Below are 25,344 nucleotides of genomic sequence, written 5' to 3'. Positions count from 1 at the left end.
GATAACGCTATAGAATCATTGACAATCTGTTGGTTCTGCCCATAGTATCGCAAAACTGGTAATCTGGTAATACCAAAATGCCAGTTTCGGAGGAAATATTACCGCTATGCTCGTTCTCTGTGGAGGAGATTCCCTATGCAAACTTGGGCGCAAGTCTATGACCCGCTAGGCAATATCTGGCTGTCCAGCCTGATTGCTTTGATTCCTATCGCTTTTTTCTTCATGGCACTCACTGTGTTGCGTATGAAAGGGCATATCGCTGGCACGATTACCGTGGTGCTGGCGTTGGCAGTTGCCATTCTGTTTTACCAAATGCCAGTTCCAATGGCGTTGGCATCTGCCGGATATGGCTTCCTGTATGGCTTGTGGCCGATTGCATGGATTATCATCACCGCTGTTTTCCTTTACAAAATCACCGTAAAAACGGGGCAGTTTGATATTGTCCGCAGCTCGGTGCTATCGGTAACGGAAGACCAACGCCTGCAAATGTTGCTGGTCGGCTTTGCTTTCGGCGCGTTCTTGGAAGGTGCGGCAGGCTTTGGTGCACCGGTTGCGATTACCGCCGCCTTGTTGGTTGGCTTGGGTTTCAACCCGCTGTATGCGGCTGGTTTGTGTTTGATTGCGAATACCGCACCCGTGGCGTTTGGCGCAATGGGCATCCCCATTACCGTTGCTGGGCAAGTCACTGGGCTTGACCCGTTCCACATTGGGCAAATGGCAGGTCGTCAATTGCCATTGCTCTCAGTCATCGTCCCGTTCTGGTTGGTGGCGATTATGGATGGCTGGCGCGGTATCAAAGAAACCTACCCCGCAATTTTGGTGGCAGGTGTTACCTTCGCTGTAACTCAATTCCTGACGGCTAACTTCATTGGGCCTGAACTGCCGGACATCACCTCTGCGATTGTGAGCTTGATTAGCTTGACCCTGTTCCTGAAAGTGTGGAAGCCGAAAAATATCTTCCGTTTCCCCGGTCAAGAACGTACCAAAGCCCAGCAACAAGCTGAACCGACCCATTCCGCTGGTGCAATCATCAAAGCGTGGTCGCCGTTCGTTATCCTCACCGTGATGGTGACGATTTGGAGCTTGAAACCGTTCAAAGCACTGTTCGGTAAAGACGGTATGTTGGAAGCTTGGGTGTTCAAGTTTTCGATTCCCTACCTCGATAAACTCGTCACTAAAATGCCGCCGATTGTTGCCGAAGCCAAGCCGTATGAGGCGATGTACAAGTTTGACTGGTTCTCGGCGACGGGTACTGCCATCCTGATTGCTGCCATTATTACCTTGTTCGTATTACGCATGAAGCCGCTGGAAGGGCTGCGTACTTTTGGCGAAACCATCAGCGAATTGAAACGCCCGATCTACACCATCGGCATGGTATTGGCGTTTGCGTTCATTGCTAACTACTCCGGTTTGTCTGCAACCTTGGCGTTGCTGTTGGCGGGTACTGGCGCAATGTTCACGTTCTTCTCGCCATTCCTTGGCTGGTTGGGTGTGTTCCTGACAGGTTCGGATACCTCATCCAACGCGCTGTTCTGTAGTTTGCAGGCGAATACCGCGCATCAAATCGGCGTGCAAGACACCTTGCTGGTAGCAGCGAATACCACGGGTGGCGTGACCGGCAAGATGATTTCGCCGCAATCCATCGCGGTCGCTTGCGCAGCAACCGGGTTGGTGGGCAGAGAGTCGGATTTGTTCCGCTTTACGCTCAAACACAGCCTGATGTTTGCAACCATCGTGGGGATTATTACCACGCTGCAAGCGTATGTGTTCCCGTGGATGATTCCTTGATTGGGTGATTAAAACCTCCTACACTCGGTCTTATCAAAATTGGTAAGACCAGAGTGCATGAAAAAGATCCGACTTTCCGACCAGATTGCCGAGCAACTCGAAACCATGATTGCCACGCAGGGACTCAAACACGGGGATCGTTTACCCGCTGAACGCCAATTGGCTGAACAATTGGAGGTGTCACGCCCATCGTTGCGTGAAGCCATCCAGAAATTGATCAGCAAGGGCTTGTTGGTCAGCCGTGCTGGGGGTGGGACATTTGTGCAACAAGTTACCCAAAACCATTGTGTTGATCCGCTGGTGGAATTGTTTCGCGATAACCCTGAATACCGTTTCGATGTGCTGGAAATCCGCCACGCGCTGGAAGGCAATGCCGCGTGGTATGCCGCGTTGCGGGCGACGGATGAGGATAAAGCCAATATCCGCGCCCATTTCGAGCAGATGATTGCACTGCATGGCAGTGATGACCCAATGGACGAAGCGCGTGCCGATGCGGCTTTTCACTTATCCATCGTTGAAGGCTCGCACAATCTGGTGCTGTTGCACGTCATGCGCGGGCTATTTGAACTGCTGCAAAACAGCATTTCGCACAATCTGGATAAGCTCTACACCATTCCACGGGTATTTGATCCGCTCAAGGAGCAGCACCGTGAACTGATGGAGGCTGTGGTTGCCAGTGACCCCGAACGCGCCCGTAAAGCGGCGCAAGAACATCTGGCTTTTGTGGAAGATTCCCTCAAATCCATCGACGCAGACGAAGCCCGTAAAGTGCGTTCGCTGCGTCACCTAACACTCGTAGGCAGGTAGGCTCTAATGACAACAAAACCCGATACCATCTACTTTTTTGGCACTTGCCTCGTCGACCTGATGTACCCGCAAGCAGGCGTGTCAGCGATGCAATTGATCCAACGTGCGGGGGTGAAAGTCATTTTCCCACCTGCGCAAACCTGTTGCGGACAACCCGCGTGGAACTCCGGCTACCGCGACGAAGCGCGTTCTGTGGCACGGGCGCAAATCGCGCTGTTCCCCAAACCCATCCCTATCGTGATTCCGTCAGGCTCGTGCGCGGGGATGATGAAAGTGCATTATCCTGAATTGTTCGCGGGGCAGCCGGATGAGGCGCAAGCGGTGGATGTTGCCAGCCGCGTGTTTGAACTCACCGAATTCCTCGTCGATGTGTTGCAGATTGAGCTGCAAGATTTGGGCGAACCCGTAACAGTCGCCGTACACACGTCCTGTTCCGCCCGCCGTGAAATGGGTGTTGCCGACAAGATCGAATCCTTGCTGGGGCAACTCAGCAATGTGCAACGGGTGGAACACGCCCGCAAGCCGGAATGTTGCGGTTTCGGCGGCACGTTTGCGGTGAAAGAGCCTGAAATTTCGGCGGCGATGGTGCTGGATAAAGTGACCCATATCCGCAATACCGGCGTGGATCGTTTGATCAGTCAGGAATGCGGTTGCTTGATGAATATTGGCGGGGTAATGGCAAAGCAAGGCGATGCGATTCCGCACCAGCACATTGCCGAGTTTTTGTGGGAAAGAACGGGAGGGAATGCAGTATGAGCAGCGAATTCCGCAATACTGTCCGCGCCAACCTCGCCAAGCCCGAAGTTCGCGCCAATTTCTACCGTGCGATGGATGGCTTGATGACACGCCGCCTCGACCAATTCCCCGATAAGGTGGAGCTGGAACGCTTGCGTACCCAAAGCATGGCGATCCGCGCCAATGCCCTAAGCAAACTGCCGGAATTGCTGGAAACCCTTGAAGCCAACCTGACCCGTAATGGCATCCAAGTGCATTGGGCTGAAACCACCGATCAAGCTAACCAGATCGTGTTGTCGATTTTGCAAAAGCACAACGCCAAGTCGATCATCAAAGGCAAGTCGATGGTGTCGGAAGAAATGGGCATGAACCATTTCCTCGAAGCCTTAGGTGTTGAATGCCTAGAATCCGACCTCGGCGAATTCATTATCCAACTGGATGGTGAAACCCCATCGCACATTATCATGCCCGCGATTCACAAAAACCGCATACAGATTGCCAAGCTGTTCCACGAAAAATTCCCCGACATTCCCTACACCGAAGACGTGGATGAGTTGACGCAAACCGCGCGGCGTATTTTACGCGACAAGTTTTATGCCGCACCCGTGGGGCTTTCCGGCGTGAATTTCATGGTGGCGGAAACCGGTACGCTGTGTCTGGTGGAAAACGAAGGCAATGGGCGGATGTCGACCACCGCGCCGTCGGTGCACATCGCGGTCACGGGCATCGAAAAGGTGGTGGAAAGCTTGCTCGATGTGCCACCACTACTGAGCATTTTGACGCGCTCGGCGACGGGGCAACCGATTACCACCTACTTCAATATGATTTCCGGCCCGCGTAAGCCGGGGGAAAAGGATGGCCCCGAAGAGGTGCATCTGGTGCTGCTGGATAATGGGCGTTCCAATATTTACAGCGATCCCGAATTGCTGGCGACGCTGCGCTGTATCCGTTGCGGGGCGTGTATTAACCATTGCCCGGTATACGTGCGCATTGGTGGGCACAGTTACGGCACGGTGTATCCGGGGCCGATTGGCTCGATTTTAGAGCCGCAAAAAGCCGGGGTGGATGTGCATGGTGAATTGGCGCAGGCTTCGACCTTGTGCGGCGCGTGTAGCGAGGTTTGCCCGGTTCGGATTCCGATTCCCAGTATTCTCAACCGCTTGCGTTATGACGGGGTGCGCAAGGATACCGCAAATACCAACACCGTCGGTTCGGGCAAACGCCGTACTTTGAGTGAAGCGGCGACGTGGAAAACGTGGGCGTGGGCGGCAACGCATCCGACGATTTATCATGCGGGTTCGACGCTGGCGACGCACTTCAAAGGCATGTTGCCGACGAATTTAGGGGCGTGGACGACGGTACGTAGTGCGCCAAAATTGGCGGAATCGACCTTGCACCAACAAGTAAAGCATCTGGGAGTCGACCATGAGTAATACGGCACGCGCTAATATTCTCGCTCGTTTGCGCGAACCGCAACGCCCGGAGTGCGGCTTTAGCGAACGCGATTACCTGAGCCGTTACGATTGGGATGCGGCGGAACGAGTACGCCGTTTTACCGAACGTATGGTGGCAGTACGGGCGGAAGTGCATCACGCCACACCCGATTCATGGCTGGATGTCGTCAGCCAAGTGTGTACAGCCAAGGGTTTGAATAATCTGTTAGTTTCGCCAGAAACGGTGCTGGGTAAACAGATTCACGCGCAAGCCGAACGCTTTCCCACCCTCAAAACTTACGACCAACCGATTGAAAGTTGGAAACAGGAGCTGTTTTACGGGGTGGATGCGGCTTTCACGGGCACGACTGGCGGGATTGCGGAAACGGGAACGTTGATCGTGATGCCGAGTGCGGATGAGCCACGTTTGATGTCGCTGGTTCCGCCCGTGCATATTGCGGTGCTGGAAGTGGATAAGCTTTACACCACGTTTGCGGAAGCGGTGCAGGCGCAAGGCTGGGTGCAAACGGGAATGCCGACCAATGCACTGCTGATTTCCGGGCCGTCGAAGTCGGCGGATATTGAGCAGACGCTGGCGTATGGGGTGCATGGGCCGAAAGAACTTATCGTGATTTTAGTGTGAGGGATGCGCTACTATCCTGATATTGTGCACTTGCTCAAAAATGGATGTGTTAAGACGTAATGCTATATATCCCTATCACCGAAGAGAAGCTGGATAAACTTATTCAGCCGGATGTTGATGTTCAATCAATAATCGTCAACCTACGCCTTGAGGAGTTAGCAGCATTGCTGTTGATACAGGGGCTGCCAACATTATTAGCTGTAGCCAAATCTGATGAGAACTTGCTTTTCCGAGCTGAACAATTTATTTCTAACTTTATCACGTCGTCTGGCAGTTTTACGCTTCAGGAAGTGCAACATGAATTTGTGGATGCATTGAATGTAGAAAAATGCTTAATAGGAAAATCACTTCTCGTCCAATCTCAGATTCAATTAATGAGTGCGGAACAGATTCAGGATAAAAAATATTTAAAGTGGGAAGAACAATGGGTGTGGAACTGGGAATTCAAGAACAGTGAAAAGTCTGATTTTTTTCCTAGTCGACTTTTGAACAAAAAAAGTTCCAACACCAATTTTGCATCCAAAGAGGAAGAACGAATTGTCAATATAATTTTATCTGATAAGGATGAGTCTATTGATATTCAAGGTTATGCGGGCAGTGGTAAAACATGGATAATTTCGCATTTAGTAGATGCCATAGACAAAGAAAAGACATTGTTTCTCGCTGAGACACAGGAACAAATATCAGCATTGAAAGCCCGTATTCCGGGAGTACGCAGCTATACGTTTGCATATATCGCTATATCCTTGATAAACACAGGAGTTTTGAAAACAGTACGAAATATTAATGGCAGATATGGCAAGCAACAAATTGTTTCAGACCAGTATATTTTTTCACATGACAAGCTGGAAGAAAAACTTGAGTGTTACGATATTGGGGAGTATAGACGTGGAGTAATTGCCAAAGATGCCCAATTTGTTGTGAAAAATTTTTGTCTTTCGACTGATCCGGCAATCACTCGTGAACATATTCCAAAACAGTATGTACGTCAACTAACACTTATTCAGCAAGCAGCATTATTGACTGTTGCTAAACACTTATGGGAACTAATTTGTATTCCACGAGATCGTATTCTGCTCCCTATCCGTAATTATCATTTGGTTAAAGCTTTGGCACTAACAGGTATGGGAATACCAAGCCACTGTACACATATTGTTGTTGATGAAGCTCATGATTTATCACCAGCAATCATTCAATTGCTTCAACAAAGTACACAACCTGTATTCACTTTTGGAGATTATTATCAAAATTTACAGGGACTTACTCAGCCCCACAGTTTGCCATCGACTTTAAGAAAAAATACACTTACGCATTCAGTACGTGCTGGATCAAATATGACTGGGCTTTATAATCAATTAATTGAGCGGCATCCTATAAGTCCAACTGTCGAGTTTTCAGGTAATAAAACTAAAACCACTAAATTTATCTCCTACAAAAAATTCCAAATACCGGATGAACCTTGTGCAATATTAGCAAAGAGTTTCTGGTCAGTTTTTTGGATCATATACACATTACATCATCAATCAGCAAAATATCACATTTTTAACACTCAAATAAAAGAAATAGATTGGCTGATTAATAGTGCAATCTCATTCCTCAACAATAGCGATGACAAATCAAGGCATCATGAGTTTGTTGGCTCACATTCTTGGGATGATTTTTTTGATAAAAACCGACAAAGAGAACCCGCTCTTGTTCAGATTGATCGTTTGATTCGTTCTGGATTTAACCGCCAGCAGTTGAATGCTATTTTACAAGGTTCTATGCCTCAACCTCAGGAAGATATTTATCTTGTTCGACGTGTCTGGGATTGCCGGAATATTGAGTTTGATCGCGTTCTTCTTCTAAATGATGTCATTGGTCAATCTGGCGTTATCAACGAGAACTATGCTAAAACGATTAGTCACATCTATACTGGAATATCACGTGCGAAGCATGAGCTTTACATGCCTGAGAGCATTAGCGAATGGATTGACAATTGTTAAATCACTTAACTGCTTCCAAATTATGTCTGTATTTATTGATCGGGTTTTCAGGTAAAAAGAGCTAATAAGCTTTCAAGTTCAGTAATATGTTGGCGTTGTTTTTCTAGGATAGGTGTGGTTATTAGTACACTGTAGGTCATTTCATCCATCAAGTCACCTCCGAAAATTCTGACACAAACCTGTTTACACTCTTCCGAACGATGCGGTGGTGTATGCCCTAAAATACGCAGCAATAACCCTTCGATACAGGGCGTTGCGCCAATCAGGGTGATGTTCCACTTTTTGGCACGTTCGCGGGCTTCTTTCGACCATTCAACATCCGTATCCATCAAAATGGCAACACGATCATAGGCGTGATTTTTGATGATATTTTCGGTGTAGCGCACGATAGCTTCGGGGCTACCACCTGTTGCTGAACGAATGGTAATGGCTAAACCAGAGCCGCGTTGCCCGTATAGGTTTTTGAGGTGTTTCAGAAATGCCTTTTCCGTTGCGCCTTCTCCCATGATCAGGATGGTGCGATTAGCTTTGCGCTTTTTTACAGTTGCCACGCGATTACCTGTCAAAGATTGGGAACTGCGCCATACGCGCCGGAGCGGTATTTGGCATACAAATTATCATCCCGGCGCACGCCTTCCATATCGCTGAGCAACCACGCTTCGCTGTTGCCTTGCGGGTCTTTCTCTACCAACAACACTTGATCTTTGCTCAACATTTCCAGAATTTCGTGCGAATGCGAACTGAAAATAAGCTGTGCTTGCTTGGGATTGGTGGCTGGATTGATAAACAATTCCAGCAGTGGCACTAACATATCAGGGTGTAAATCCGCTTCCAGTTCATCAATGACAGCAACGCCGCCCAAGGTCAAAGCAGGCAATAAAATACTCAGTAACGTGTAAGCGCGTTGTGTCCCACTGGATTCACGCCACAATTCCAGTTGGCGTTCCGCTTGTCCGTTGCGATGAATCCCGTAAGGCGCGCTGATTTCCAAGCTTTTCTGGGTTTTGGGGTCAGTGACGGTTTCAGACTTAATGACGATTCCCCGCAAGCCTAAATCGAGTTTGCACAGCAAGTCAGAGGCTTGTTTGCCCAACGATTTGTTGCGCTGAAACACTTCGGTAACTTCCAGTAATTCATCAATGCGAGAAGCGGTGGAGACGCGCCCAAGGCTATTCACATTGGTGAAAATCTTTCCGCAAACTAGCCGCATCTGCGTAGCAAGTTCTACCCCGTATTGCGCCGCCGTAGAAATCAGACTGGCATTCTGGCGTACCTTGGCAGCTTCTTTCCTGTCAAAGCCGAAATCTTTTTGGGCGATAGTGTATTGGTGGGATTTTTCATTCCATTCCCGCTTAAAGATATAGCTGTACAGCTTGCTGGTTTTGACGAATAACGCTTCGTAGACCACCTGTTGTTTATTTAGGGTCAGTTCGTAGCGGTACAACTGCCCTTGATAGTCGAACACTATCTGGAAGGTGGAATTAGGGTTCTCACTGAAAAAATGGTGTTCGATAGGGATGTCGTCATTCGGCTGTTGCGCAGAAAAAGAATCGGCGACAAACCACTGCAAAAAAGCCAGTGCTTTTAATACATTGGTTTTCCCCGAAGCATTCGGCCCGATAACCGCCAACAGCTTGCTCAACCTGTCGCCGGTATCGGCAAGGCAGGACAGGTCATTCTTCGGACTCTGTCCGCCCAGCACGCAAGAGACTTCTACCGCTGCCGCGAACGAGTAAAAATTTTCAAATTTGAAGTGATGTAGCATAGTTCGGTACGCGAAAAATCCTTATAGAGGCTTAAATCCAACAAAATTTTGTTGTTTTTTACTGTTTATATCAGTTTTTTTAGCCTCTGAGAATAGCAATGTGTGATATTCATTCGACAGATACGCTACTATTACTTGTATCCCTGATTCCGTGACCTATTCGTTGTGCGTATGAAACCCTTGCTCATCATCCTCTTGTGTGGTCTGTTGATCTTTTCAACGGCGAATGCTCCGGCTGTTGAGCAAGCCCCACCCACCACCCGCATCGTTCTGACCAACGCAGAACAAACATGGCTCGACCAACGCCAAGGCGCACCGCTGCGCTATTGCTTCAGCCCCGTCTGGAAACCCTACGACTTCCTAGAAGATGGCAAACACAAAGGCATTTTTGCCGACTACCTCCAACTTTTTTCGCAACGCTTGAATATCCCGTTACAGCCGGTGTTGAGCAGTACGTGGGGTGAAGCCTTGCAGTTTGTCCGCGAAGGCAAGTGCGATTTCTTGTCTGGGGCAGTCAAAACCCCAGAGCGTGAAGATTTTTTGTCCTTCACCACGCCTTATTATCAAACATCGCATGTTTTGCTCGCTAAATCTGGTCGACCGTTTGTGCAGTCGTTGGCGGATATTGCGGATCAAAAAATCGTTATTCCCACCGGCGGCGCAATTGGCACACAGTTGCGCCAAGACTACCCCAATACCCTTTTTATTGAGGCGGAAACCCCCGATGCGCTGTTTGAAAGGGTGGAAAACGGTGAGGCTTACGCTGGCGTGGCTTCGTTTGCGCACGGCATTCAGATTATTCAGCAAGGGCTGTACAACCTAAAAATCATCGGCAAACTCGATTACAACTACCCCATTTCGGTTGCAGTGCGCAAAGATTCCCCGCCATTGCTGGGCATTATGCAAAGAGCCGTCGACTCTTTGACGCAAGCCGATCACGAGGCAGTTAAGCGTAATTGGAATTCGGTCTACGTGGTTGAAACGACGGATTATTCCCTGTTGTGGAAACTCGTTATCGGTGCAACCCTGATTTTGCTGGGCAGCATTTATTGGAATCGTAAACTGACCCGCTTGAATACCGCGCTGCAACAAGCCAAGGAAGAGGCGGAACGTGCCAATCAATCCAAGAGCGAATTTCTGGCGAATATGAGCCATGAAATCCGTACCCCGATGAATGCGATGATTGGTTTGGGGTATTTGCTGCAACAAACGGATTTGACTGCACAACAGGCAGATTACCTGAATAAAATGCAGTCGTCTTCCAAGATGTTGCTGGGCATTATCGACGATATTTTGGATGTGGCGAAAATCGAAGCGGGCAAGTTGGCGTTGAATCCCATGGCATTTCGGCTCAGTAACGTCTTGCAGCAACTCAGCTATTTGTTTGAAGAGCAAGCGCGGCAAAAAGGCTTGGGGTTTCAGATTCACGTCGCTGAGGATGTACCGCCGTGTTTGATTGGCGACCCGCAACGCCTTGCGCAGATTTTGCTGAATCTGGTGAGTAATGCCATTAAGTTCGCGAATGCGGGCGAGGTGTGTATCCGGGTGACGCGCTTGACGGCTGACGCTGCCATTGTCCGCTTGCAATTCAGCGTGACTGACACCGGCATGGGCATCAGTGTGGCGCAACAGGCGAAACTGTTTAAACCCATCTCCTTATACACAAATCAATCCATTCCCAACTCACTAGCCATCTGAATGCCATAAATGCAGTCCAGCACTCGTGAATAGCCTAACCAGATACTTTTAGCCCCCGGTTCGCCATCGGATTTTCTGCCCAAAAAGCCCCCCAGTTCTGCCAGATTGCGGATCACTTGATTGAGGGTAGGTATGCCATCGGGTAGTGCTTTTTTGCCGAGCCGGAAGGAGACTTTCCATTCCAAGGGGTCAAACACCAGATCAGCCGGAAGTTCTGGGCAGGTACGCCCCAACCGCATCAGAAACATAATCCGCCAGGCCACCATGATGTAGAGCGCTAGGGCTTTTTCGATGCGCTCTTTGGTGTCCAGTTGCAGTTTTTCGACGCGACAGCCAACTTTCAGGACATCAAAAAACATTTCGATTTCCCAACGCGCTCGATACCAGTCGATGAGTTCACAGGCAGCATCGGCGGTCTCTACACAACGGTTGGTGACTAAACGCCAAATGAGGGGCGATTTTCCGGCGGGTGGGTTGATTTCTTTGGCTTGAACTAAGGTTAATAGCATCGGATGCTTACTCTTGGGACGCAAGGTATAACGTAACACCTTGATTTCTTGTACCACTTTACGGGGCTTTTCACCCTGCTTGCGCGGTTTGGTAAAGGTGATACGAGTCAACGCCTGTTGTTGATCAATGGCGTCCCACAGTTTGAGGTCATCCCCCAAGGCGCGGTTATGTTGCGCCCGTATCAGCAGGTCAGCCGGGTAATCCAAGGCTTGCGCCCGTTTGAGTAAGTCGTAAAAGTCGCTTTCACGGTCGCCCGCATAGATGAGGCGGTGTTCAGGGCAGCGTGCCGCCAGTTCGGCTACTCGCTCATACCCTTCAATCCAACGGCGGCTTTCTTTGATGCTGGGGTTGGCTTGGTCGGCAGCTTTGCTCAATCCCCGTGACCACATCCACGTATCGGTGATGCCCAACGGCAAACGTTCTGGGGTGATACACAAGGTCGGATGCAGGTACATCCCGCGTTGCTTGTCGTAGGATAACCGCCCTAAACCCTCGGTTTCCTGTCCATTGAAGTCCAGTTCGGTCGTATCTTGAATACACAGGATAATCCGCGAATCTTGTTGACGAATTCGGCACTCTGTCGCTTCAAAGTGGGATGCCATCAAAGCATCATGGCTCACCGCTTCATTCCAGAAGAAACGGTACGTCGCCAAGGTGCTTGACCAACTTTGGCAAGCCTTAGGGATGCTGGACTGGGGGGCTTTCAGCATGGCTTTGAGGATATGAGCGGCTCGTGTTTCGAGACGCTTGTCTCCCAAATCAAGATCGGTGAGTTCGGTAGATGACCAGTTCATGAGTGAAAATTGCTTATCTTACATCAGCTTGGGAACTTGTGTATAAGGAGATGGTTTAAACCGTTTGCGCAAGCGGATAGCTCCTTTTCGCGGCGGCACGGCGGTAGCGGTTTGGGTTTAGCCATCAGTCAATCGCTGGCGCGGCTGATGGGCGGTGAAATCAGGCTGGAAAGCGTGGAAGGGCGCGGTAGCACGTTCAGTTTTGGCGTGGCGTTTGCGGCATGTGTCGATATTGTGCCGATTAATACACCCTTCGCGCAAGCCACGGGGCTATTCAAAGCGGCACAGGTCTTGTTGGTGGAAGATGACCTGTTGAATCAAATAGTGGCGGGTGAATTATTGCAGCGTTTAGGTGTGACGGTCACGGTGGCGAATAATGGCCTCGAAGCGCTGGAAGCTTTGGAGAAAAACACCTTTCATCTGGTATTCATGGATATTCAAATGCCACAAATGGATGGCTATCAAGCGGTTAAATTGATTCGCCAACAGCCGCAATGGGTGCATTTGCCGATTGTTGCCATGACTGCCCACGCGATTTCCACCGAACGGGCGAAGTGCATTGCAGCGGGGATGAACGATTATTTGAGCAAGCCTATCGACCCTGCCGGGTTGGTAACGATGCTGGCGAAGTGGGTAGTCGTGGTTTAAGCCCGGCAATACGGTATTTTCGTCGTACTCATGTCAAAACATCCATTGAATGTTTGCCGCTTGACCCGTAACGTTATATCCACAGCGCTGCCAGCGAAATTTCTATGGCGTCAAACGGTGGGATGCGTGCCACGTCGTCGTCGCCCCACGCACCCAGCAAAATCCAATGCCCGCCCGATGATTGGTAGGCTTCCAAGGTTTTGTGTTCGGGGTCAACTATCCAGAACCATTCCACCCCTTCGGCGCGGTAGATAGGCATTTTGAGGATTCTGTCTTTGCTGGCAGTGGAGGGGGAGAGGACTTCACATGCCCAGTCAGGGGCAAGTTCCAGCCATGCGGTATCCGGTAGGCTGGGCAGGCGTTCGCGTCGCCAGCCTGCCAAGTCGGGGACGAGGATGTGCGGTTTGTCACCGAGGTGCAGTTCAGGTTCAAATAAGATTAGCCAGCCGTCTGAACCTGTGTTGTCAAAGTCAAACGTTGGCGCTAATTTGCCAGATAGCACGGAGGAGGCGCGGGCATGGCGAATGGCGGGGCGCGGCATGGTGTGCAGTTCGCCGTTGAGGATTTCACCCGTGAGGTGTTCCGGCAGTTGCAATAGGTCGGCGTAGGTTGCGGGAGGGGTGTCGTGTTTGCGTGCTGGTTGAGCCATTGCTAGGTGTCCTTTTGACTCGATACATAAAAATCTCGTGTTATTTAGCGAGCTTACGCTTAAAAAATCAAGGCTATTTTCTGAACGACCAGCAATTTCGTGCTGAGCGGGTGTCACTACCGTGAACGCAAAGAATGGCTACGGCAACACGGCGTGAGCTTGAATTTGTAGCGGCACCACAAACGTCCCCAACTGTTCCAACACCACCGTGGCATAAGCCCCCGCTGGTAAGGCAAAACTCAGGCGCAAGGTGCTGTCATCCACCACCTCAAACCCCACCGTACCCACATTGACACGCAATGCACGGCGTTCCTGTTTCAGCCCCTGTTTTTCCAACCCGGCGCAAAAGATCGGGAAACGTGCGGCTTGTTCGGCTTCTAACTCGCGTGCTTCGCCTGCTGTGGGCAATTCGCCACGTCCCCACAACACGCCGGTCGGGTGGATGGCTTGCGTTGCCAACCGTGCAGGCAATTCCGCACTCGCATCGTCGGCAAACCAGGCGCTGCCGCCTTCAAACATAAACACATCGCCCGGCACGCGCTGATTCCAGGTTCCGTCTGCGACCCGTTGCGCCAACACATTATTGAAAATCCACGAACGCGCTGCCGACAAATACAAGCTGCGCTGGTTACGTTGCTTCGGCTCTACACCCGCTGCAAACCAACGTTCGGCTTTGCGCAAATTCCCAAAGTTATGCCCGAAACGCTGGTCGCCGTAGTAATTGGGAATGCCGTGCTGGCTGATTTGTTCGCAAATCGCAGCGGCTTCGGCGAAATCGCCGCTGCAATGCCGCAAGGTAAGGATGAAACGGTTGGCTTCCAACGCGCCGCGTCGTAGCTTTTTGTCATGCCGCTGTTGCTGGAGGACTTCGATTTCAGCAGGCAATGCCGCAAAATCCGGGTCAGCCATGCCCGGCAATTGCAGGCTAAACCATTGCGTGGTGACGGCATGGCGGTCTTTTAGCCCCGCGTAACCGACTTCCTTGGCAGGCACACCGGCACAGCGGGCGAGTTGCCCCGCTACCCAGTCGGTATTCGCGCCGGTTTTGCGGACTTGCACCCACAAATGTTCACCACTGCCGGTGAGGGCAATCTCCATTTGTTCATCGACGATAAAATCTTCCGGCAGACTGCGGAATTCGCCGCGTAACGGGGCAGCATAAGCGCGGGCAAAGCCCGTGGTATCAAAGGTAGTTGGGTTCATGCGCGAACTATACCAGCCATAACGCCAAGGACAACAGCACGCCGTGCAATACCGCGCTGCCAATCGTCATTTTAATCGCCGGTTCAAGCTTGTGCGGCGCGTGGGCGTGTTCCACCAATTGCAAACCGGCACGCAACGCAATTCCCAACGGCAAAGCACTCAGCAACGCCATCGGTGGTAATACATCCAGCATTACCCACGACACCAGTAACAGCGTTGCCAGCAAGACTGCGGCTAGGTAAACTTTTGCCGCCATATCCGCCCCAAAACGCACCACCCAATGGTGTTTGCCACTGGCAGCATCGGCTTCGCGATCGGGAAACTGGTTAATCAGCAAAATATTCATGATCAACAACGACAAGGGCAAACTGATCACGATCGGATACCACGCCAACGTTCCGGTTTGCACAAACCACGCGCCCAACGGGGTAAGAATCCCAAAACTCAGGGCAATCGTCGGTTCGCCCAAGCCCCGGCTATTCAAACTCAACGGCGGTGCGGAATAACCCCAACCAATCACTAAACCCGCCAGACCAATCCACAACAAATCCATCCCGCTTTGCCATGCCAAGCCCACTCCGATCAGCATTGCCACCGCCAGCAACCACGCGCCGAACACCAAGGTTTCCCCCGCGCTCAATACGCCGTTCTGGATAAAGCGGCTACCGCCGGTAAATGGGAACAAGCGTTGGGTATTGCGCCGATCCGTGCCATTTTGCTCGTCGTAGTAATCGTTCAGCACATTCATGCCCGCGTGTACCAGCATCACCGCCAGCAATGTCCACACGAGTAACCAGCCGTGCAAGGCATACCCTTGCGCCCAGGCTGCTGCCGCGCCCACCAGCGCAGGCACGACACTTGCCGCCAGAAAAGCGGGGCGGGTTGCCAGCCAATAACGTAACAACGGCTGCTGCCGCAAACTCAGATCGGGTTCTTGTGCCATCGTGTTGCCTACTATTGCGCTGCAAAAAACCGGATTATACGCAAGCTCATAGTCAGCTTAGGAAAATTTCCGCTATTATCCTTGCCATGAAATACCATGACCTACGCGACTTTATCCAACAACTGGAAAAAATGGGTGAACTCAAACGCATTAGCGTGGAAGTTGACCCGTATCTGGAAATGACCGAAATCGCCGACCGCGTATTGCGTGCGGGTGGCCCCGCCTTGCTGTTTGAAAATCCCAAAGGGCATAACACGCCGGTACTCGCCAACTTGTTTGGCACGCCGCGCCGCGTGGCATTGGGCATGGGTGAAGAATCCACTGATGCCTTGCGCGAAGTGGGCAAATTGCTGGCGTTGCTCAAGCAGCCTGATCCGCCGAAAGGGTTTAAGGATGCGCTGAATGCGCTGCCGATTTTCCGCAAAGTGCTGGATATGGCTCCGAAAGTGGTCAGCAAAGCGGCGTGTCAGCAAGTGGTGGTGGAAGGCGATAAAGTCGATTTGAGCAAACTGCCGATTCAGCATTGCTGGCCGGGGGATGCCGCACCGCTGATTACGTGGGGATTGGTGATCACCAAAGGCCCGCATCAGAAACGCCAGAATCTGGGGATTTACCGCCAGCAAGTATTGGGCAAAAATCGCGTGATTATGCGCTGGTTGTCGCATCGCGGCGGGGCCTTGGATTTTCGCGAGTTTCAGCAGGCAAATCCGGGCAAGCCGTTTCCGATTGCGGTGGCGATTGGGACTGATCCGGCAACGATTTTGGGTGCAGTCACGCCTGTGCCGGATACGCTGTCGGAATATGCGTTTGCGGGGTTGTTGCGCGGTTCGCGGACGGAATTGGTGAAAGCTATCGGCTCGGATTTGCAGATACCGGCATCGGCGGAATTTGTGTTGGAGGGGCATATTTACCCCGACGACATGGCTCCTGAAGGGCCTTATGGCGACCATACCGGCTATTACAATGAGATTGATAGCTTTCCGGTGTTTACCATTGAGCGCATTACGCACCGCAAAGACCCGATTTACCACAGCACGTATACCGGGCGACCGCCGGATGAACCCGCGATTTTGGGCTTGGCGTTGAACGAAGTGTTTGTGCCGATTTTGCAGAAGCAGTTTCCTGAAATTGTGGATTTTTATCTGCCGCCGGAAGGCTGTTCGTATCGCATGGCGGTGGTGAGCATCAAGAAGCAATACCCCGGTCACGCCAAACGGGTGATGATGGGGGTGTGGTCGTTCCTGCGCCAGTTCATGTACACCAAGTTCATTATCGTGGTGGATGATGATGTGAATACGCGCAAGTGGGAGGATGTGATCTGGGCGATGACGACGCGCATGGATCCGGCGCGGGATACCACGCTGATCGAACATACGCCGATTGATTATCTGGATTTCGCCTCGCCCGTGTCGGGCTTGGGGTCGAAGATGGGGATGGATGCGACCAATAAATGGCCGGGGGAAACCACGCGGGAATGGGGTACGCCGATTGTGATGGATGCGGCGGTGAAATCCCGCGTGGATGGGATGTGGGAGAAGTTAGGACTCTAACTATTTATTCAGCCCCGCTATTATCGTGTGATAAGATTCGACCATTTTAGACACATCCTCATCAGCTAATATCTTTTTGATAGTTACATTTACTGTAGCCTCAAATTTACCACCTGATGAGCAAGGTCTAGTTATCGTACTTACACCTTCACAATATCCGTATAGCTCAATAGCTGAATGAGACGACATATATCTACTCCTTGCATCAAGTAAACTTTCCATATCAGATCTTATTTTTGCCGATATCTCTTTAGCTTTATTCCCATCTTTAATATTAGCAGCAGCATCCAAAAGAGAATTAAAACTGGTTTTAATATAGTTCTCCGAAACTGTTGTTTTATTTCCAGCAGATGTAGATACATTGTGCCTGGTTTTTCCAAATGTACCTATTATATTTAGATTATGACCTAAAATTTCCCACCCTGACGGAGCCTCCCATCTTGATCTATCATCATCCGAGTTGTAACAATTTGATCTAACTTTCAAACTTATAACATTAGATACTACTTTTTCAGCACCTATTGGATCATAAGCTTCGCTAATAGACGTAAATGCGAAAAAAAACGTCGCGACTATCAGTGAATAAATATTCTTTCTCATTAGATTTCTCCAAATTTTCCATCAAGTTCATATTAAAAACTTAGTCATTTATTTCCTGAATCCTATTTATAAATAGCTGAGGATGATTATAGAATCCTTCAGAATCTGGTGTTTTCAATCCAATAGCTTTTGCTGTTAAGTCGACAAAATCCACGCAGCTTTGATTGAATAGATTGTATGAAACAACTTGTTTTCTAATGTTTTCTGAATTACTCCAAGTATAATCATATATTTTCTTTGAAACTTTCACTGCTATGCCGTTATCAGCAGACAATAAGCTACTTGAACTTTCCTGAATTAATTTTCCTGTTACTGTTCCAAACAGAATTTTAACGTTATTGTCGAGATCAGGGTAAATACCAAACGAATGATCATTTCGTAATGAACCTGTATTATTATTCTGGCTGTTCCACATCACAAACGCATGACCAGGAATATAATCTCTGGCGACAAAATACACCCAGTAACTTGTCGTAGATGTATCAAAAGGATCAGATTTGTCAATATGCTTATACACAGAATCACCCTCTATTCAAGATTACATCTGAACGAACAGAGATGAAAAGTCATAAACCTGCTTATTCATGACACACGTCCATTGAATAATTAGAAGCCTTTTATCTCTCAAATTCATTGATAATCATGGTAAATAATATGGTCATTATTTACCATACAGCGTTAGCCATAGACTTTATAAATATAAATTCATCCAAAAATGAACACTTAGTCCACTGCCATTTTCATGATCTGCATTCCTTAATGTAAACTTTACTCCTCCTTGAATGCAGGTCTGCCGCACAAACCCCAGCCCCAACCCATGCCCATTCACCTTAAAACTCTGCCCATTCCCCCGCATCACCGCCTCGATCTGCTCCGCCGTCATCCCCACCCCATTATCTTCCACCGCAATAACTATCTGATTACTAAAGACTTCAGCCGTAATCCTAACCTCGCCCCCCAACTGTTCCCCGAACCGCTCTTCCACCGCCTCCAACGCATTCTTCACCAAGTTATGGATAATCAGATAAGTCGCCCCGGTGCGTTCCTCAAAACGGTACTGTGCCGCATCCACCGGGAACACCACCGACAACGCCACCTGCGGGTAAGATTGCCCATGCCCTATTAATAAACGCACATCATCTTGCAGTTCTGCCAGCGAAAGCGTGCGGGTAGTCGCGTGCTTATTACCTATCCCATCCAGTATTAAATGGGTTACTTGGGTCATATACCCCAAGGCTTTTTCCAAGCGGTCTATGTCTTTTGGCATAGCCACCGGGGAATAGCGCAGGTTATCCACCGACATTTTAGCAATGCCGATCAGGTTATTAATTTCATGGGTAACAACGCGGACAGAATGCCCAACAGCAGCATCGCGCTGCAAACAATGCGCTTCGCGTTCAATCACGGTGCAGTGCAATTGCGCCGCAAACAATTCCTGCAATTCGGCGTGTAAAGCGTGCCCGAATCGAAACAATAATCCCGCCAGCCCCACATAGCCCAGCAACCAATACCACCACGAAATAACGCTACAAAAGACCCCGCCCAGCACAAACACCACCGTCGTCAGGATCAGCGGCAAAATTACCTGCACCAGCAAACGGTAATAATGCCGCCGTAAATACGTGTCCCACGCCTCATCCTGAATCGGTGGTTGTGCCTGCATGAATCCTCACTGGGTCAATTACAACACCCCTAAACGTGTTGCGGCCTGCACCGCTTCTGTCCGATTACGCGCATGGAGGGTGCGCAAAATCGCACTCACATGCAGTTTCACCGTGCCATCCGAACAATTCAGCTCTCTGGCGATGGATTTATTGGGTAAACCCCGCGCCATCAAGCGAATGACATCGCGCTGACGCGGCGTCAATCCGCTGTGATCAGTCGGTGGTGGCAAATTCGGGGGTGGTGGGTCTTTCGGTTCAGCGCGTTGGCGCACCTCGGCTAACATCGACGGCGAAATATAAATTTCCCCCGCTAAAATCAAATGCAACGCATTTTTCACATCGCCTACGCCCGCTGACTTCGCGATATAACCTCGCGCACCCTTGGCAAGTGCTTGATTCATCATCTCTGAATTGTCCGAGCCGGACATAATCACAATCGGGGTCTCCTCTGCAACACTGGCGTGCAACGTCTCTAAGCCCGCCACACCGCTTTGCCCCGGTAGAAAAACATCCAACATAATCAGATCGAACGGTGCATATTGGCGCACCACGCCTGCGGCTTCTTCCACCGAACCGACTTCAAATACCGCTGCACTGGGGTAAAAACGTTCAAGCAGACTGCCTAAAGCCTCACGGAATAACGGGTGATCATCCACAATCAAAATACGCATGATTAAGCCCCTTGACACACGTCACACAACACTCAAAAGGTATGCCTAATCATATAGATATTTCGGGATAAATTTCGACAACAGATATAACTATTAGCAGCTTTTTTAATGACTATTTGACTTATCGCATTATTTTTAGACGTTAATCCTCGTCTCTATTTTACCAACCTGCGTTTACGATGATTAAGTGATCATCATCACGGCGGTGAGCGGTGGAGTTCGTTTAGAATTTACCCTCATGCAATCCACCAACTTTGCGTTCCTGCGCCCGCATCACGACACGCTTGCTAACCTTGGCGGTTTGGCAGAAGCGGTGTTGTTCCTTGATCCCGGCAGTGCTTTGACGCGCTTGCGGGGTTTTGCCGAAGAAGTTACCCGCACGATTTATCACCTCGAACGTTTGCCGCGTTTACCCCAAGCCAGTTTTTACGACTTGTTGAAAGACAGCGTATTCACAGGTTGTGTCAGCCGCGCTTTGCTCGACCAACTGCATTTTTTGCGGGTGCAGGGCAATGATACCGCGCACGGTGGCAACGGCGATGCCCGCAGTGCGCACGTTGCGCTGGGCAAAGCCTATGAAATTGCCGCGTACATGGCAGTGCGTTACTACGACTATTCACCCGCCAAGATTGCGCCGTTTAGCAGCGTTGCCGACCCGCGCATCAGTGCCAAGCAACTCAAAAAGCTCGAAGACGAGTTGCAGCAAACCCGCGAAGCATTGGAACGCGAACGCACCCAACACAGCGAACGCCTTTCCCCACCCTCGCCGCCCGAAGCCACCCAACGCCAAGCCGCCAGCCAACAAGTCGCCAATTCCCTGCACTGGAACGAAGCGCAAACCCGCGCTTTGCTGATTGATGTCATGCTGCAAAAAGCCGGTTGGGATGTGGGCAAGCCTGCACAAGTCAGTGTGGAATTCGTGGTGGATTACCCCGATAACGTCTCCGGCAAAGGTCGCGCCGACTACGTGCTATGGGGTGACAATGGGCAACCGCTGGCGGTGATCGAAGCCAAAAAGTCCGGCAATAAAAGTCTGCAAGCGGGGCGAGAACAAGCGCGTCTGTATGCCGATGCGCTCGAACACATGGGCTACCAGCGTCCGGTAATTTTTTACACCAACGGCTACGAAACCTTTATCTGGGACGATCACCAGTACAATACCTACCGCCCCGTATACGGTTTTTACAGCAAAGACAGCCTCGATTACCTGATCTACCAGCGCCATTACCGCGTCGCCGCACTGGAACAACACAACCCTGAACTGAAAATTGCCGACCGCCCTTACCAGATTGAGGCGATTAAAACCGTGGCGGCACATTTCCAGCAACAACGCCGCAAAGCCTTGATTATCCAAGCCACAGGCACGGGTAAAACCCGCGTGGCGATTGCGCTGGCGGAATTGCTGTTACGCACCGGCTGGGCAAAACGGGTGCTGTTTTTGTGTGATCGCAAGGAATTGCGCACCCAAGCCGATGAAGCCTTTAAGCACAATTTGCCGAGTGAGCCGCGTTGCGTGATTGGCGAAACCAACCGCATCGACCAATCCGCACGGATTTACATTGCCACTTACCCCGGCATGATGAGCCGCTTTGCCCAGCTTGATGTGGGCTTTTTCGACCTGATCATTGCCGATGAATCGCACCGCAGTATTTACAACCGCTACCGTGATTTGTTCGATTATTTCGACGCGCTGCAATTGGGCTTGACCGCGACACCCGTGAAATTCATCAGCCGCAACACCTTTGACATTTTCGATTGCGAAACCACTGACCCGACCTATGAATTCGGACTGGATGCGGCAATCAATAACGATCCGCCGTACCTTGCCCCGTTCCGTGCCAAGGATTTAACCACCGAATTCCTGCGTAACGGCATTCACTACAAGGATTTGAGCAAGGAACAACAGCAGCAACTCGAAGCTGATTTGGGCGAGGAACAAGCGCGTATCACCACGATTGCAGGCAAAGATATTGGGCGCAAAATATTCAGCGTAGACACCGACCGCGCCATTCTCGAAAACCTAATGAATCACGGCATCAAAGATGAAACCGGCTCGCTGGTAGGCAGAACCATTATTTTTGCGCAACGCCAAGACCACGCGGAACACCTCGAAGCCTTATTCTGCAAGCTCTACCCGCAATACGGCAGCAAAGTTTGCAAGGTGATTCACAACCAGATTCCCAAGGTCGAAAGCCTGATCAAGGAATTCAAAAAGAAGGGCAACCACGATTTCCGCATCGCCATCTCGGTGGACATGCTCGACACCGGCATTGATGTGCCGGAAGTGGTCAATCTGGTGTTTGCCAAAAAAGTGATGTCGTGGGTGAAGTTCTGGCAAATGATTGGGCGCGGCACACGCCTTTGCCCCAACTTGTTTGGTACTGGCAAGCACAAAACCGAATTCCGCATTTTTGACCATTACGACAATTTCACGTTTTTTGAGCAGGAATATAAAGAGCCGGATGACGTGGGCAGCAAAGCCTTGTTGCAAACCTTGTTTGAGGCACGGCTGGAATTGGTGGATGCGGCACTTAAAGCCAATCATGCGGCGGCATTGGATACGGCACTTGCCTTGCTGCGGGCGGATTTGAACGACTTGCCGGAAGACAGCATTGCGGTGCAGCGCGAGTTGCGCAATGTGCGGGTGCTGCAAGAAACCGATGCCTTGCAGCGCATGACTGCCGCAACCCGCCATTTGCTTGCCAGCAAAATCGCGCCATTGATGGCGGCACGGGTATTGCGCGACAAACACGCTACCCAGTTCGACAAACTCATGGCGACGTTGCAACGCTGTTGGGTGGAACAAGCGAGTTGTTTGGCGGATAAGCGCGATGCTTTGCTGGCGGAACTGGATAAACTCGCCGTCAATATTCAGGCAGTGCGCCAGAAAGACGCGGTAATTGCCGAAGTGCGCCGCGCCGAATTCTGGCAAGCCTTGAGCATGGAACGGCTGGAATGGGTGCGCACTGAATTGCGCGGCATTATGAAATACCGCCAAACGGGTGATAGCGTGAGCTACGGCACGCCGACCACGAAAACCAAGGATGGCGGATTAGAAAAAGCGGAGCGTGAGGTGAAGATTGCGGGAGTAAACGAGGCATTGCTGTACCGTCGCCGCCTAAAAGTGCTGCTGGATGGAATGATTACAGAGAATCCGATTTTTCAGAAAATCCGCAATGGTCAGGCGATTGCTGCGCTTGAATTGCAAACCCTGACCTCGACCATTCTGACCAGTCACCCCGGTGTGAGTTTAGAGGTGTTGAATCAGTTTTATGGGCGTACCGCCGAACAGTTGCAGGAAACGGTGCGCGAATTGGTGGGGCTGGATGTGCAGGCGGTGGAACAGCATTTCACCACCTTTTTGCATCAGCACCCGACGCTAACGGCGCAACAGGTGCGCTTTATGAATTTGCTGAAAAACTACATTGCGGAACACGGCAGCATTCCGGTGGATACGCTGTATGACGCGCCGTTTACCAGCGTGGATTATCGCGGGATTGATGGGGTGTTTAGCGAGGCGGATGCGGGGGAATTGTTTGCGGTGTTGAAGCCGTTTTTGCGGAAGAAGTCTTTACTCCCCCGCACGCTGTAACACTTGTTCGATTAGCAATGGGTTCAAGTAAGCGTTGGAATGTTCCAATAGGCGAACACGGGGAGTAATTTCGGTTAACAGCCCTTCGTCTTTTGCTAGTAGCAGCAAACCTAAGCTACCCATCGTTTCCAAGCCATTGGCAAAGGCTGATTTCTTTGCGCGTTGGTCATCAATCAATAAAACATTGGCAGACACCGACTTGTAGAGGAGCATCGCTTCCAATTCTCCCTTACCCAAGCCAGCGGTCTTGTGCAACCGTTGCTGGCTCATGTCGATGCTACGAACTTTACCCGATAGATAACTTTTCAAGGCTTCCGACTGTGGTTTGCCCGGTGCGCATACTTCATCATAAACCGCCGTTGGCACTAATACCGTTCCAAACAGTGCATCCAGTAAACCAAGGGCTTGGCAGGTGGAAACGGCAACCAGTGCTGAGCTATCCGCGATAATGATCATGCAGCGGCACGAAGCTGTTTAAATCGCGTTACTTCGGCTTCGATTTCGTCTATATCGGTACTGATGGTTTCGATACGGTACTGTTTGCAAGCGGCAAGAAAGCTATAAATATCAATACCTGCAAATTCACACGCAGCCCCGCGTGACAGTGTACCCGCTTGGAACAGCAGCAATGCGGTATGCAGTTTCAGTTGTTGGGCAAGCGAGGTTTTGTCTTGCTGTGGAGGTAGCAGATGATCAGGTATTTCGAGCGTGATTTGCATGGTTCGCCCTCTAGGACGTGAATAGATGGCTCTGATTGTAGGAGTCTGCTTATGGAAAAGCTACACTGTCGAGCTGAAGCCTGACCTACAGAAGATGTTTCGTGCATGTTCCTAACTCTCACCCGCTAACATTTTTGCTTGTTGGATTAGCGCAGGTGCAAGGCGGTAATCGTGTTTGAGCATAGCATCCAGAAGGCTGCTGATTTCTGGGATTAGCCCCGCCTGTTTTGCTTTGAGCAGCAAACCGACTGTACCTAACACAGCAAGGTGTTCCTGCTTGGCAACTACCCTGCCGCGTCGTTCATCCAGTAACACGGGGCAATTGGTGCGTTTTGCCCATGAAATGGCTTGGGTTTCGCCTGCATCCAGACCGTAATCCAGATAATCAGGGTCATCTTCGGCAATATCCGGCATGACCTGCGCGTATTGGGCAGCAAATCCCACGATACGTTTAGCATCCTGCCGATATGCCAAGGTGGTTGCCTCAACCAGAACCGTTTCGGGAATGCGGATTTCTGTATAAAGCTGGCGTAACAGTGGCAAATGGTCGAGTTTGGCAAGAATCACCAGCGGCCCGGTATCCGCGACGATCAATAAACTCATAGGCTGACAACCCGCAGCTCATCCTCCAATTCTTCTGGTGGGTAGTCCACCACGGGAATACCCATGCGGCTCAGGTGTTCGGTAAACAACACATAGGGCATTCCGGCAATTTTGGCAGCTTTGCCCAACGATAGAATACCTTCTTTGAATAAATATTCTGCGAGCGCAACTTTGATGCCGCTATCCAGTAGTGCAGCGGTGAAGGGCAAGGCCACCAGAATCGGTTCGCCGCGTTTGGTGATTAATGAAGCTCGTCCCGCTTCGGCTTCGCGGCTCAATTCCCCGCTTTTCTCGCGCAGGTCACGGATGGAAAAGGTTTGCATGGCGCGTTACTCCGGTTTCGA

24 protein-coding genes are annotated in these 25,344 nt (G+C 50.5%); 10 read left to right on the top strand and 14 right to left on the bottom strand.

The window, feature by feature from the left end; translation table 11 throughout:
* The first annotated feature begins 135 nt into the window (after positions 1-135).
* Genes lldP through HMY34_RS09690 form a run of 6 tightly spaced genes read left to right on the top strand, consistent with a single transcriptional unit; the run spans position 136 to position 7,391 of the window.
* Positions 136-1,788 carry an L-lactate permease gene (gene lldP, locus HMY34_RS09715; protein ID WP_202719035.1) on the top strand — a complete coding sequence of 551 codons (1,653 nt, stop codon included), beginning with the start codon at positions 136-138 and terminating at the stop codon, positions 1,786-1,788.
* Between the two features lie 57 nt (positions 1,789-1,845).
* Positions 1,846-2,595 (top strand): transcriptional regulator LldR, encoded by a 750-nt coding sequence (gene lldR, locus HMY34_RS09710; protein WP_202719034.1) that lies wholly within the window; start codon positions 1,846-1,848, stop codon positions 2,593-2,595.
* A gap of 6 nt (positions 2,596-2,601) precedes the next feature.
* Positions 2,602-3,351 (top strand): (Fe-S)-binding protein, encoded by a 750-nt coding sequence (locus HMY34_RS09705; RefSeq protein ID WP_202719033.1) that lies wholly within the window; start codon positions 2,602-2,604, stop codon positions 3,349-3,351.
* A complete protein-coding gene (locus HMY34_RS09700) occupies positions 3,348-4,763 on the top strand; it encodes a LutB/LldF family L-lactate oxidation iron-sulfur protein (protein ID WP_202719032.1) in 1,416 nt (471 codons plus the stop codon). The genes HMY34_RS09705 and HMY34_RS09700 overlap by 4 nt, the downstream gene beginning before the upstream one ends.
* Complete coding sequence (locus HMY34_RS09695) at positions 4,756-5,406, top strand: LutC/YkgG family protein (protein WP_202719031.1); 651 nt, start codon at positions 4,756-4,758, stop codon at positions 5,404-5,406. The genes HMY34_RS09700 and HMY34_RS09695 overlap by 8 nt, the downstream gene beginning before the upstream one ends.
* 59 nt (positions 5,407-5,465) lie before the next feature.
* On the top strand, positions 5,466-7,391 hold the full coding sequence (locus tag HMY34_RS09690) for an AAA family ATPase (protein ID WP_202719030.1): 1,926 nt from the start codon (positions 5,466-5,468) through the stop codon (positions 7,389-7,391).
* A gap of 47 nt (positions 7,392-7,438) precedes the next feature.
* Here the strand turns inward: HMY34_RS09690 and HMY34_RS09685 are convergent, their stop codons facing one another.
* Together HMY34_RS09685 and HMY34_RS09680 are read right to left on the bottom strand one after the other, a co-directional pair.
* On the bottom strand, positions 7,439-7,942 hold the full coding sequence (locus tag HMY34_RS09685) for an RloB domain-containing protein (protein WP_202719029.1): 504 nt from the start codon (positions 7,940-7,942) through the stop codon (positions 7,439-7,441).
* A gap of 11 nt (positions 7,943-7,953) precedes the next feature.
* Positions 7,954-9,156, bottom strand: a complete 1,203-nt coding sequence (locus HMY34_RS09680) for an AAA family ATPase (RefSeq protein WP_202719028.1) — start codon at positions 9,154-9,156, stop codon at positions 7,954-7,956.
* Between the two features lie 171 nt (positions 9,157-9,327).
* On the opposite strand from HMY34_RS09680, the gene HMY34_RS09675 reads away from it, so the two are divergent.
* A complete protein-coding gene (locus HMY34_RS09675) occupies positions 9,328-10,854 on the top strand; it encodes a histidine kinase dimerization/phospho-acceptor domain-containing protein (protein ID WP_202719027.1) in 1,527 nt (508 codons plus the stop codon).
* Here the strand turns inward: HMY34_RS09675 and HMY34_RS09670 are convergent.
* Positions 10,824-12,158: an IS4 family transposase gene (locus tag HMY34_RS09670; RefSeq protein WP_202718142.1), complete on the bottom strand. Its 1,335-nt coding sequence runs from the start codon at positions 12,156-12,158 to the stop codon at positions 10,824-10,826. The two genes, HMY34_RS09675 and HMY34_RS09670, sit on opposite strands and share 31 nt — an antisense overlap.
* Before the next feature lie 9 nt (positions 12,159-12,167).
* On the opposite strand from HMY34_RS09670, the gene HMY34_RS09665 reads away from it, so the two are divergent.
* Positions 12,168-12,806, top strand: coding sequence for an ATP-binding response regulator (locus tag HMY34_RS09665; protein ID WP_202719026.1), 639 nt, complete (start codon positions 12,168-12,170; stop codon positions 12,804-12,806).
* Between the two features lie 73 nt (positions 12,807-12,879).
* Here HMY34_RS09665 and HMY34_RS09660 read toward each other — a convergent pair whose 3' ends face one another.
* From HMY34_RS09660 to HMY34_RS09650, 3 genes are all read right to left on the bottom strand, one after another.
* Positions 12,880-13,455 (bottom strand): Uma2 family endonuclease, encoded by a 576-nt coding sequence (locus tag HMY34_RS09660; RefSeq protein ID WP_202719025.1) that lies wholly within the window; start codon positions 13,453-13,455, stop codon positions 12,880-12,882.
* Between the two features lie 138 nt (positions 13,456-13,593).
* On the bottom strand, positions 13,594-14,658 hold the full coding sequence (gene truD / locus HMY34_RS09655; RefSeq protein WP_202719024.1) for a tRNA pseudouridine(13) synthase TruD: 1,065 nt from the start codon (positions 14,656-14,658) through the stop codon (positions 13,594-13,596).
* A gap of 7 nt (positions 14,659-14,665) precedes the next feature.
* Positions 14,666-15,601: a prenyltransferase gene (locus tag HMY34_RS09650; RefSeq protein ID WP_202719023.1), complete on the bottom strand. Its 936-nt coding sequence runs from the start codon at positions 15,599-15,601 to the stop codon at positions 14,666-14,668.
* Between the two features lie 86 nt (positions 15,602-15,687).
* Here HMY34_RS09650 and ubiD point away from each other — a divergent pair, with 86 nt between their 5' ends.
* On the top strand, positions 15,688-17,151 hold the full coding sequence (gene ubiD, locus HMY34_RS09645; RefSeq protein WP_202719022.1) for a 4-hydroxy-3-polyprenylbenzoate decarboxylase: 1,464 nt from the start codon (positions 15,688-15,690) through the stop codon (positions 17,149-17,151).
* Here the strand turns inward: ubiD and HMY34_RS09640 are convergent, their stop codons facing one another.
* From HMY34_RS09640 to HMY34_RS09625, 4 genes are all read right to left on the bottom strand, one after another.
* Complete coding sequence (locus HMY34_RS09640; protein ID WP_202719021.1) at positions 17,152-17,751, bottom strand: hypothetical protein; 600 nt, start codon at positions 17,749-17,751, stop codon at positions 17,152-17,154. It lies immediately after the preceding gene.
* A 40-nt stretch (positions 17,752-17,791) separates the two neighbouring features.
* Positions 17,792-18,268 (bottom strand): hypothetical protein, encoded by a 477-nt coding sequence (locus tag HMY34_RS09635; protein ID WP_202719020.1) that lies wholly within the window; start codon positions 18,266-18,268, stop codon positions 17,792-17,794.
* Positions 18,269-18,442: 174 nt separating this feature from the next.
* Complete coding sequence (locus HMY34_RS09630; RefSeq protein WP_202719019.1) at positions 18,443-19,414, bottom strand: sensor histidine kinase; 972 nt, start codon at positions 19,412-19,414, stop codon at positions 18,443-18,445.
* 18 nt (positions 19,415-19,432) lie between these two features.
* Positions 19,433-20,086: a response regulator gene (locus tag HMY34_RS09625; protein WP_202719018.1), complete on the bottom strand. Its 654-nt coding sequence runs from the start codon at positions 20,084-20,086 to the stop codon at positions 19,433-19,435.
* Positions 20,087-20,273: 187 nt separating this feature from the next.
* Here HMY34_RS09625 and HMY34_RS09620 point away from each other — a divergent pair, with 187 nt between their 5' ends.
* Positions 20,274-23,678: a DEAD/DEAH box helicase family protein gene (locus tag HMY34_RS09620; RefSeq protein WP_228288033.1), complete on the top strand. Its 3,405-nt coding sequence runs from the start codon at positions 20,274-20,276 to the stop codon at positions 23,676-23,678.
* Here HMY34_RS09620 and HMY34_RS09615 read toward each other — a convergent pair.
* The 4 genes from HMY34_RS09615 to HMY34_RS09600 form a co-directional block, all read right to left on the bottom strand.
* Entirely contained in the window at positions 23,658-24,134 is a 477-nt protein-coding gene (locus tag HMY34_RS09615; protein WP_202719017.1) for a PIN domain-containing protein, read from the bottom strand. The genes HMY34_RS09620 and HMY34_RS09615 overlap by 21 nt on opposite strands.
* The gene (locus HMY34_RS09610) at positions 24,131-24,397 is read right to left on the bottom strand and encodes a UPF0175 family protein (RefSeq protein WP_202719016.1); all 267 of its coding nucleotides are present in this window, start codon (positions 24,395-24,397) and stop codon (positions 24,131-24,133) included. The genes HMY34_RS09615 and HMY34_RS09610 overlap by 4 nt, the downstream gene beginning before the upstream one ends.
* A gap of 111 nt (positions 24,398-24,508) precedes the next feature.
* The gene (locus HMY34_RS09605; RefSeq protein WP_202719015.1) at positions 24,509-25,000 is read right to left on the bottom strand and encodes a PIN domain-containing protein; all 492 of its coding nucleotides are present in this window, start codon (positions 24,998-25,000) and stop codon (positions 24,509-24,511) included.
* Positions 24,997-25,323 carry a UPF0175 family protein gene (locus HMY34_RS09600; protein ID WP_202719014.1) on the bottom strand — a complete coding sequence of 109 codons (327 nt, stop codon included), beginning with the start codon at positions 25,321-25,323 and terminating at the stop codon, positions 24,997-24,999. Before HMY34_RS09600 ends, HMY34_RS09605 begins: the two co-directional genes overlap by 4 nt.
* Positions 25,324-25,344: the final 21 nt, after the last annotated feature.

This window comes from Thiothrix subterranea (assembly GCF_016772315.1).
Classification (GTDB): Bacteria; Pseudomonadota; Gammaproteobacteria; order Thiotrichales; family Thiotrichaceae; genus Thiothrix; species Thiothrix subterranea.
Note: the sequence above shows the minus strand (reverse complement) of the source record. Positions and strands in the feature narration are given on the sequence as shown.

What these genes read in the sequence shown, in the direction of transcription:
- lldP (WP_202719035.1), top strand. Translation starts at nt 136, where the DNA reads ATGCAAACTTGGGCGCAAGTCTATGACCCGCTAGGCAATATCTGGCTG.
- lldR (WP_202719034.1), top strand. Translation starts at nt 1,846, where the DNA reads ATGAAAAAGATCCGACTTTCCGACCAGATTGCCGAGCAACTCGAAACC.
- HMY34_RS09705 (WP_202719033.1), top strand. Translation starts at nt 2,602, where the DNA reads ATGACAACAAAACCCGATACCATCTACTTTTTTGGCACTTGCCTCGTC.
- HMY34_RS09700 (WP_202719032.1), top strand. Translation starts at nt 3,348, where the DNA reads ATGAGCAGCGAATTCCGCAATACTGTCCGCGCCAACCTCGCCAAGCCC.
- HMY34_RS09695 (WP_202719031.1), top strand. Translation starts at nt 4,756, where the DNA reads ATGAGTAATACGGCACGCGCTAATATTCTCGCTCGTTTGCGCGAACCG.
- HMY34_RS09690 (WP_202719030.1), top strand. Translation starts at nt 5,466, where the DNA reads ATGCTATATATCCCTATCACCGAAGAGAAGCTGGATAAACTTATTCAG.
- HMY34_RS09680 (WP_202719028.1), bottom strand. Translation starts at nt 9,156, where the DNA reads ATGCTACATCACTTCAAATTTGAAAATTTTTACTCGTTCGCGGCAGCG.
- HMY34_RS09675 (WP_202719027.1), top strand. Translation starts at nt 9,328, where the DNA reads ATGAAACCCTTGCTCATCATCCTCTTGTGTGGTCTGTTGATCTTTTCA.
- HMY34_RS09670 (WP_202718142.1), bottom strand. Translation starts at nt 12,158, where the DNA reads ATGAACTGGTCATCTACCGAACTCACCGATCTTGATTTGGGAGACAAG.
- HMY34_RS09660 (WP_202719025.1), bottom strand. Translation starts at nt 13,455, where the DNA reads ATGGCTCAACCAGCACGCAAACACGACACCCCTCCCGCAACCTACGCC.
- truD (WP_202719024.1), bottom strand. Translation starts at nt 14,658, where the DNA reads ATGAACCCAACTACCTTTGATACCACGGGCTTTGCCCGCGCTTATGCT.
- HMY34_RS09650 (WP_202719023.1), bottom strand. Translation starts at nt 15,601, where the DNA reads ATGGCACAAGAACCCGATCTGAGTTTGCGGCAGCAGCCGTTGTTACGT.
- ubiD (WP_202719022.1), top strand. Translation starts at nt 15,688, where the DNA reads ATGAAATACCATGACCTACGCGACTTTATCCAACAACTGGAAAAAATG.
- HMY34_RS09640 (WP_202719021.1), bottom strand. Translation starts at nt 17,751, where the DNA reads ATGAGAAAGAATATTTATTCACTGATAGTCGCGACGTTTTTTTTCGCA.
- HMY34_RS09630 (WP_202719019.1), bottom strand. Translation starts at nt 19,414, where the DNA reads ATGCAGGCACAACCACCGATTCAGGATGAGGCGTGGGACACGTATTTA.
- HMY34_RS09625 (WP_202719018.1), bottom strand. Translation starts at nt 20,086, where the DNA reads ATGCGTATTTTGATTGTGGATGATCACCCGTTATTCCGTGAGGCTTTA.
- HMY34_RS09615 (WP_202719017.1), bottom strand. Translation starts at nt 24,134, where the DNA reads ATGATCATTATCGCGGATAGCTCAGCACTGGTTGCCGTTTCCACCTGC.
- HMY34_RS09610 (WP_202719016.1), bottom strand. Translation starts at nt 24,397, where the DNA reads ATGCAAATCACGCTCGAAATACCTGATCATCTGCTACCTCCACAGCAA.
- HMY34_RS09605 (WP_202719015.1), bottom strand. Translation starts at nt 25,000, where the DNA reads ATGAGTTTATTGATCGTCGCGGATACCGGGCCGCTGGTGATTCTTGCC.
- HMY34_RS09600 (WP_202719014.1), bottom strand. Translation starts at nt 25,323, where the DNA reads ATGCAAACCTTTTCCATCCGTGACCTGCGCGAGAAAAGCGGGGAATTG.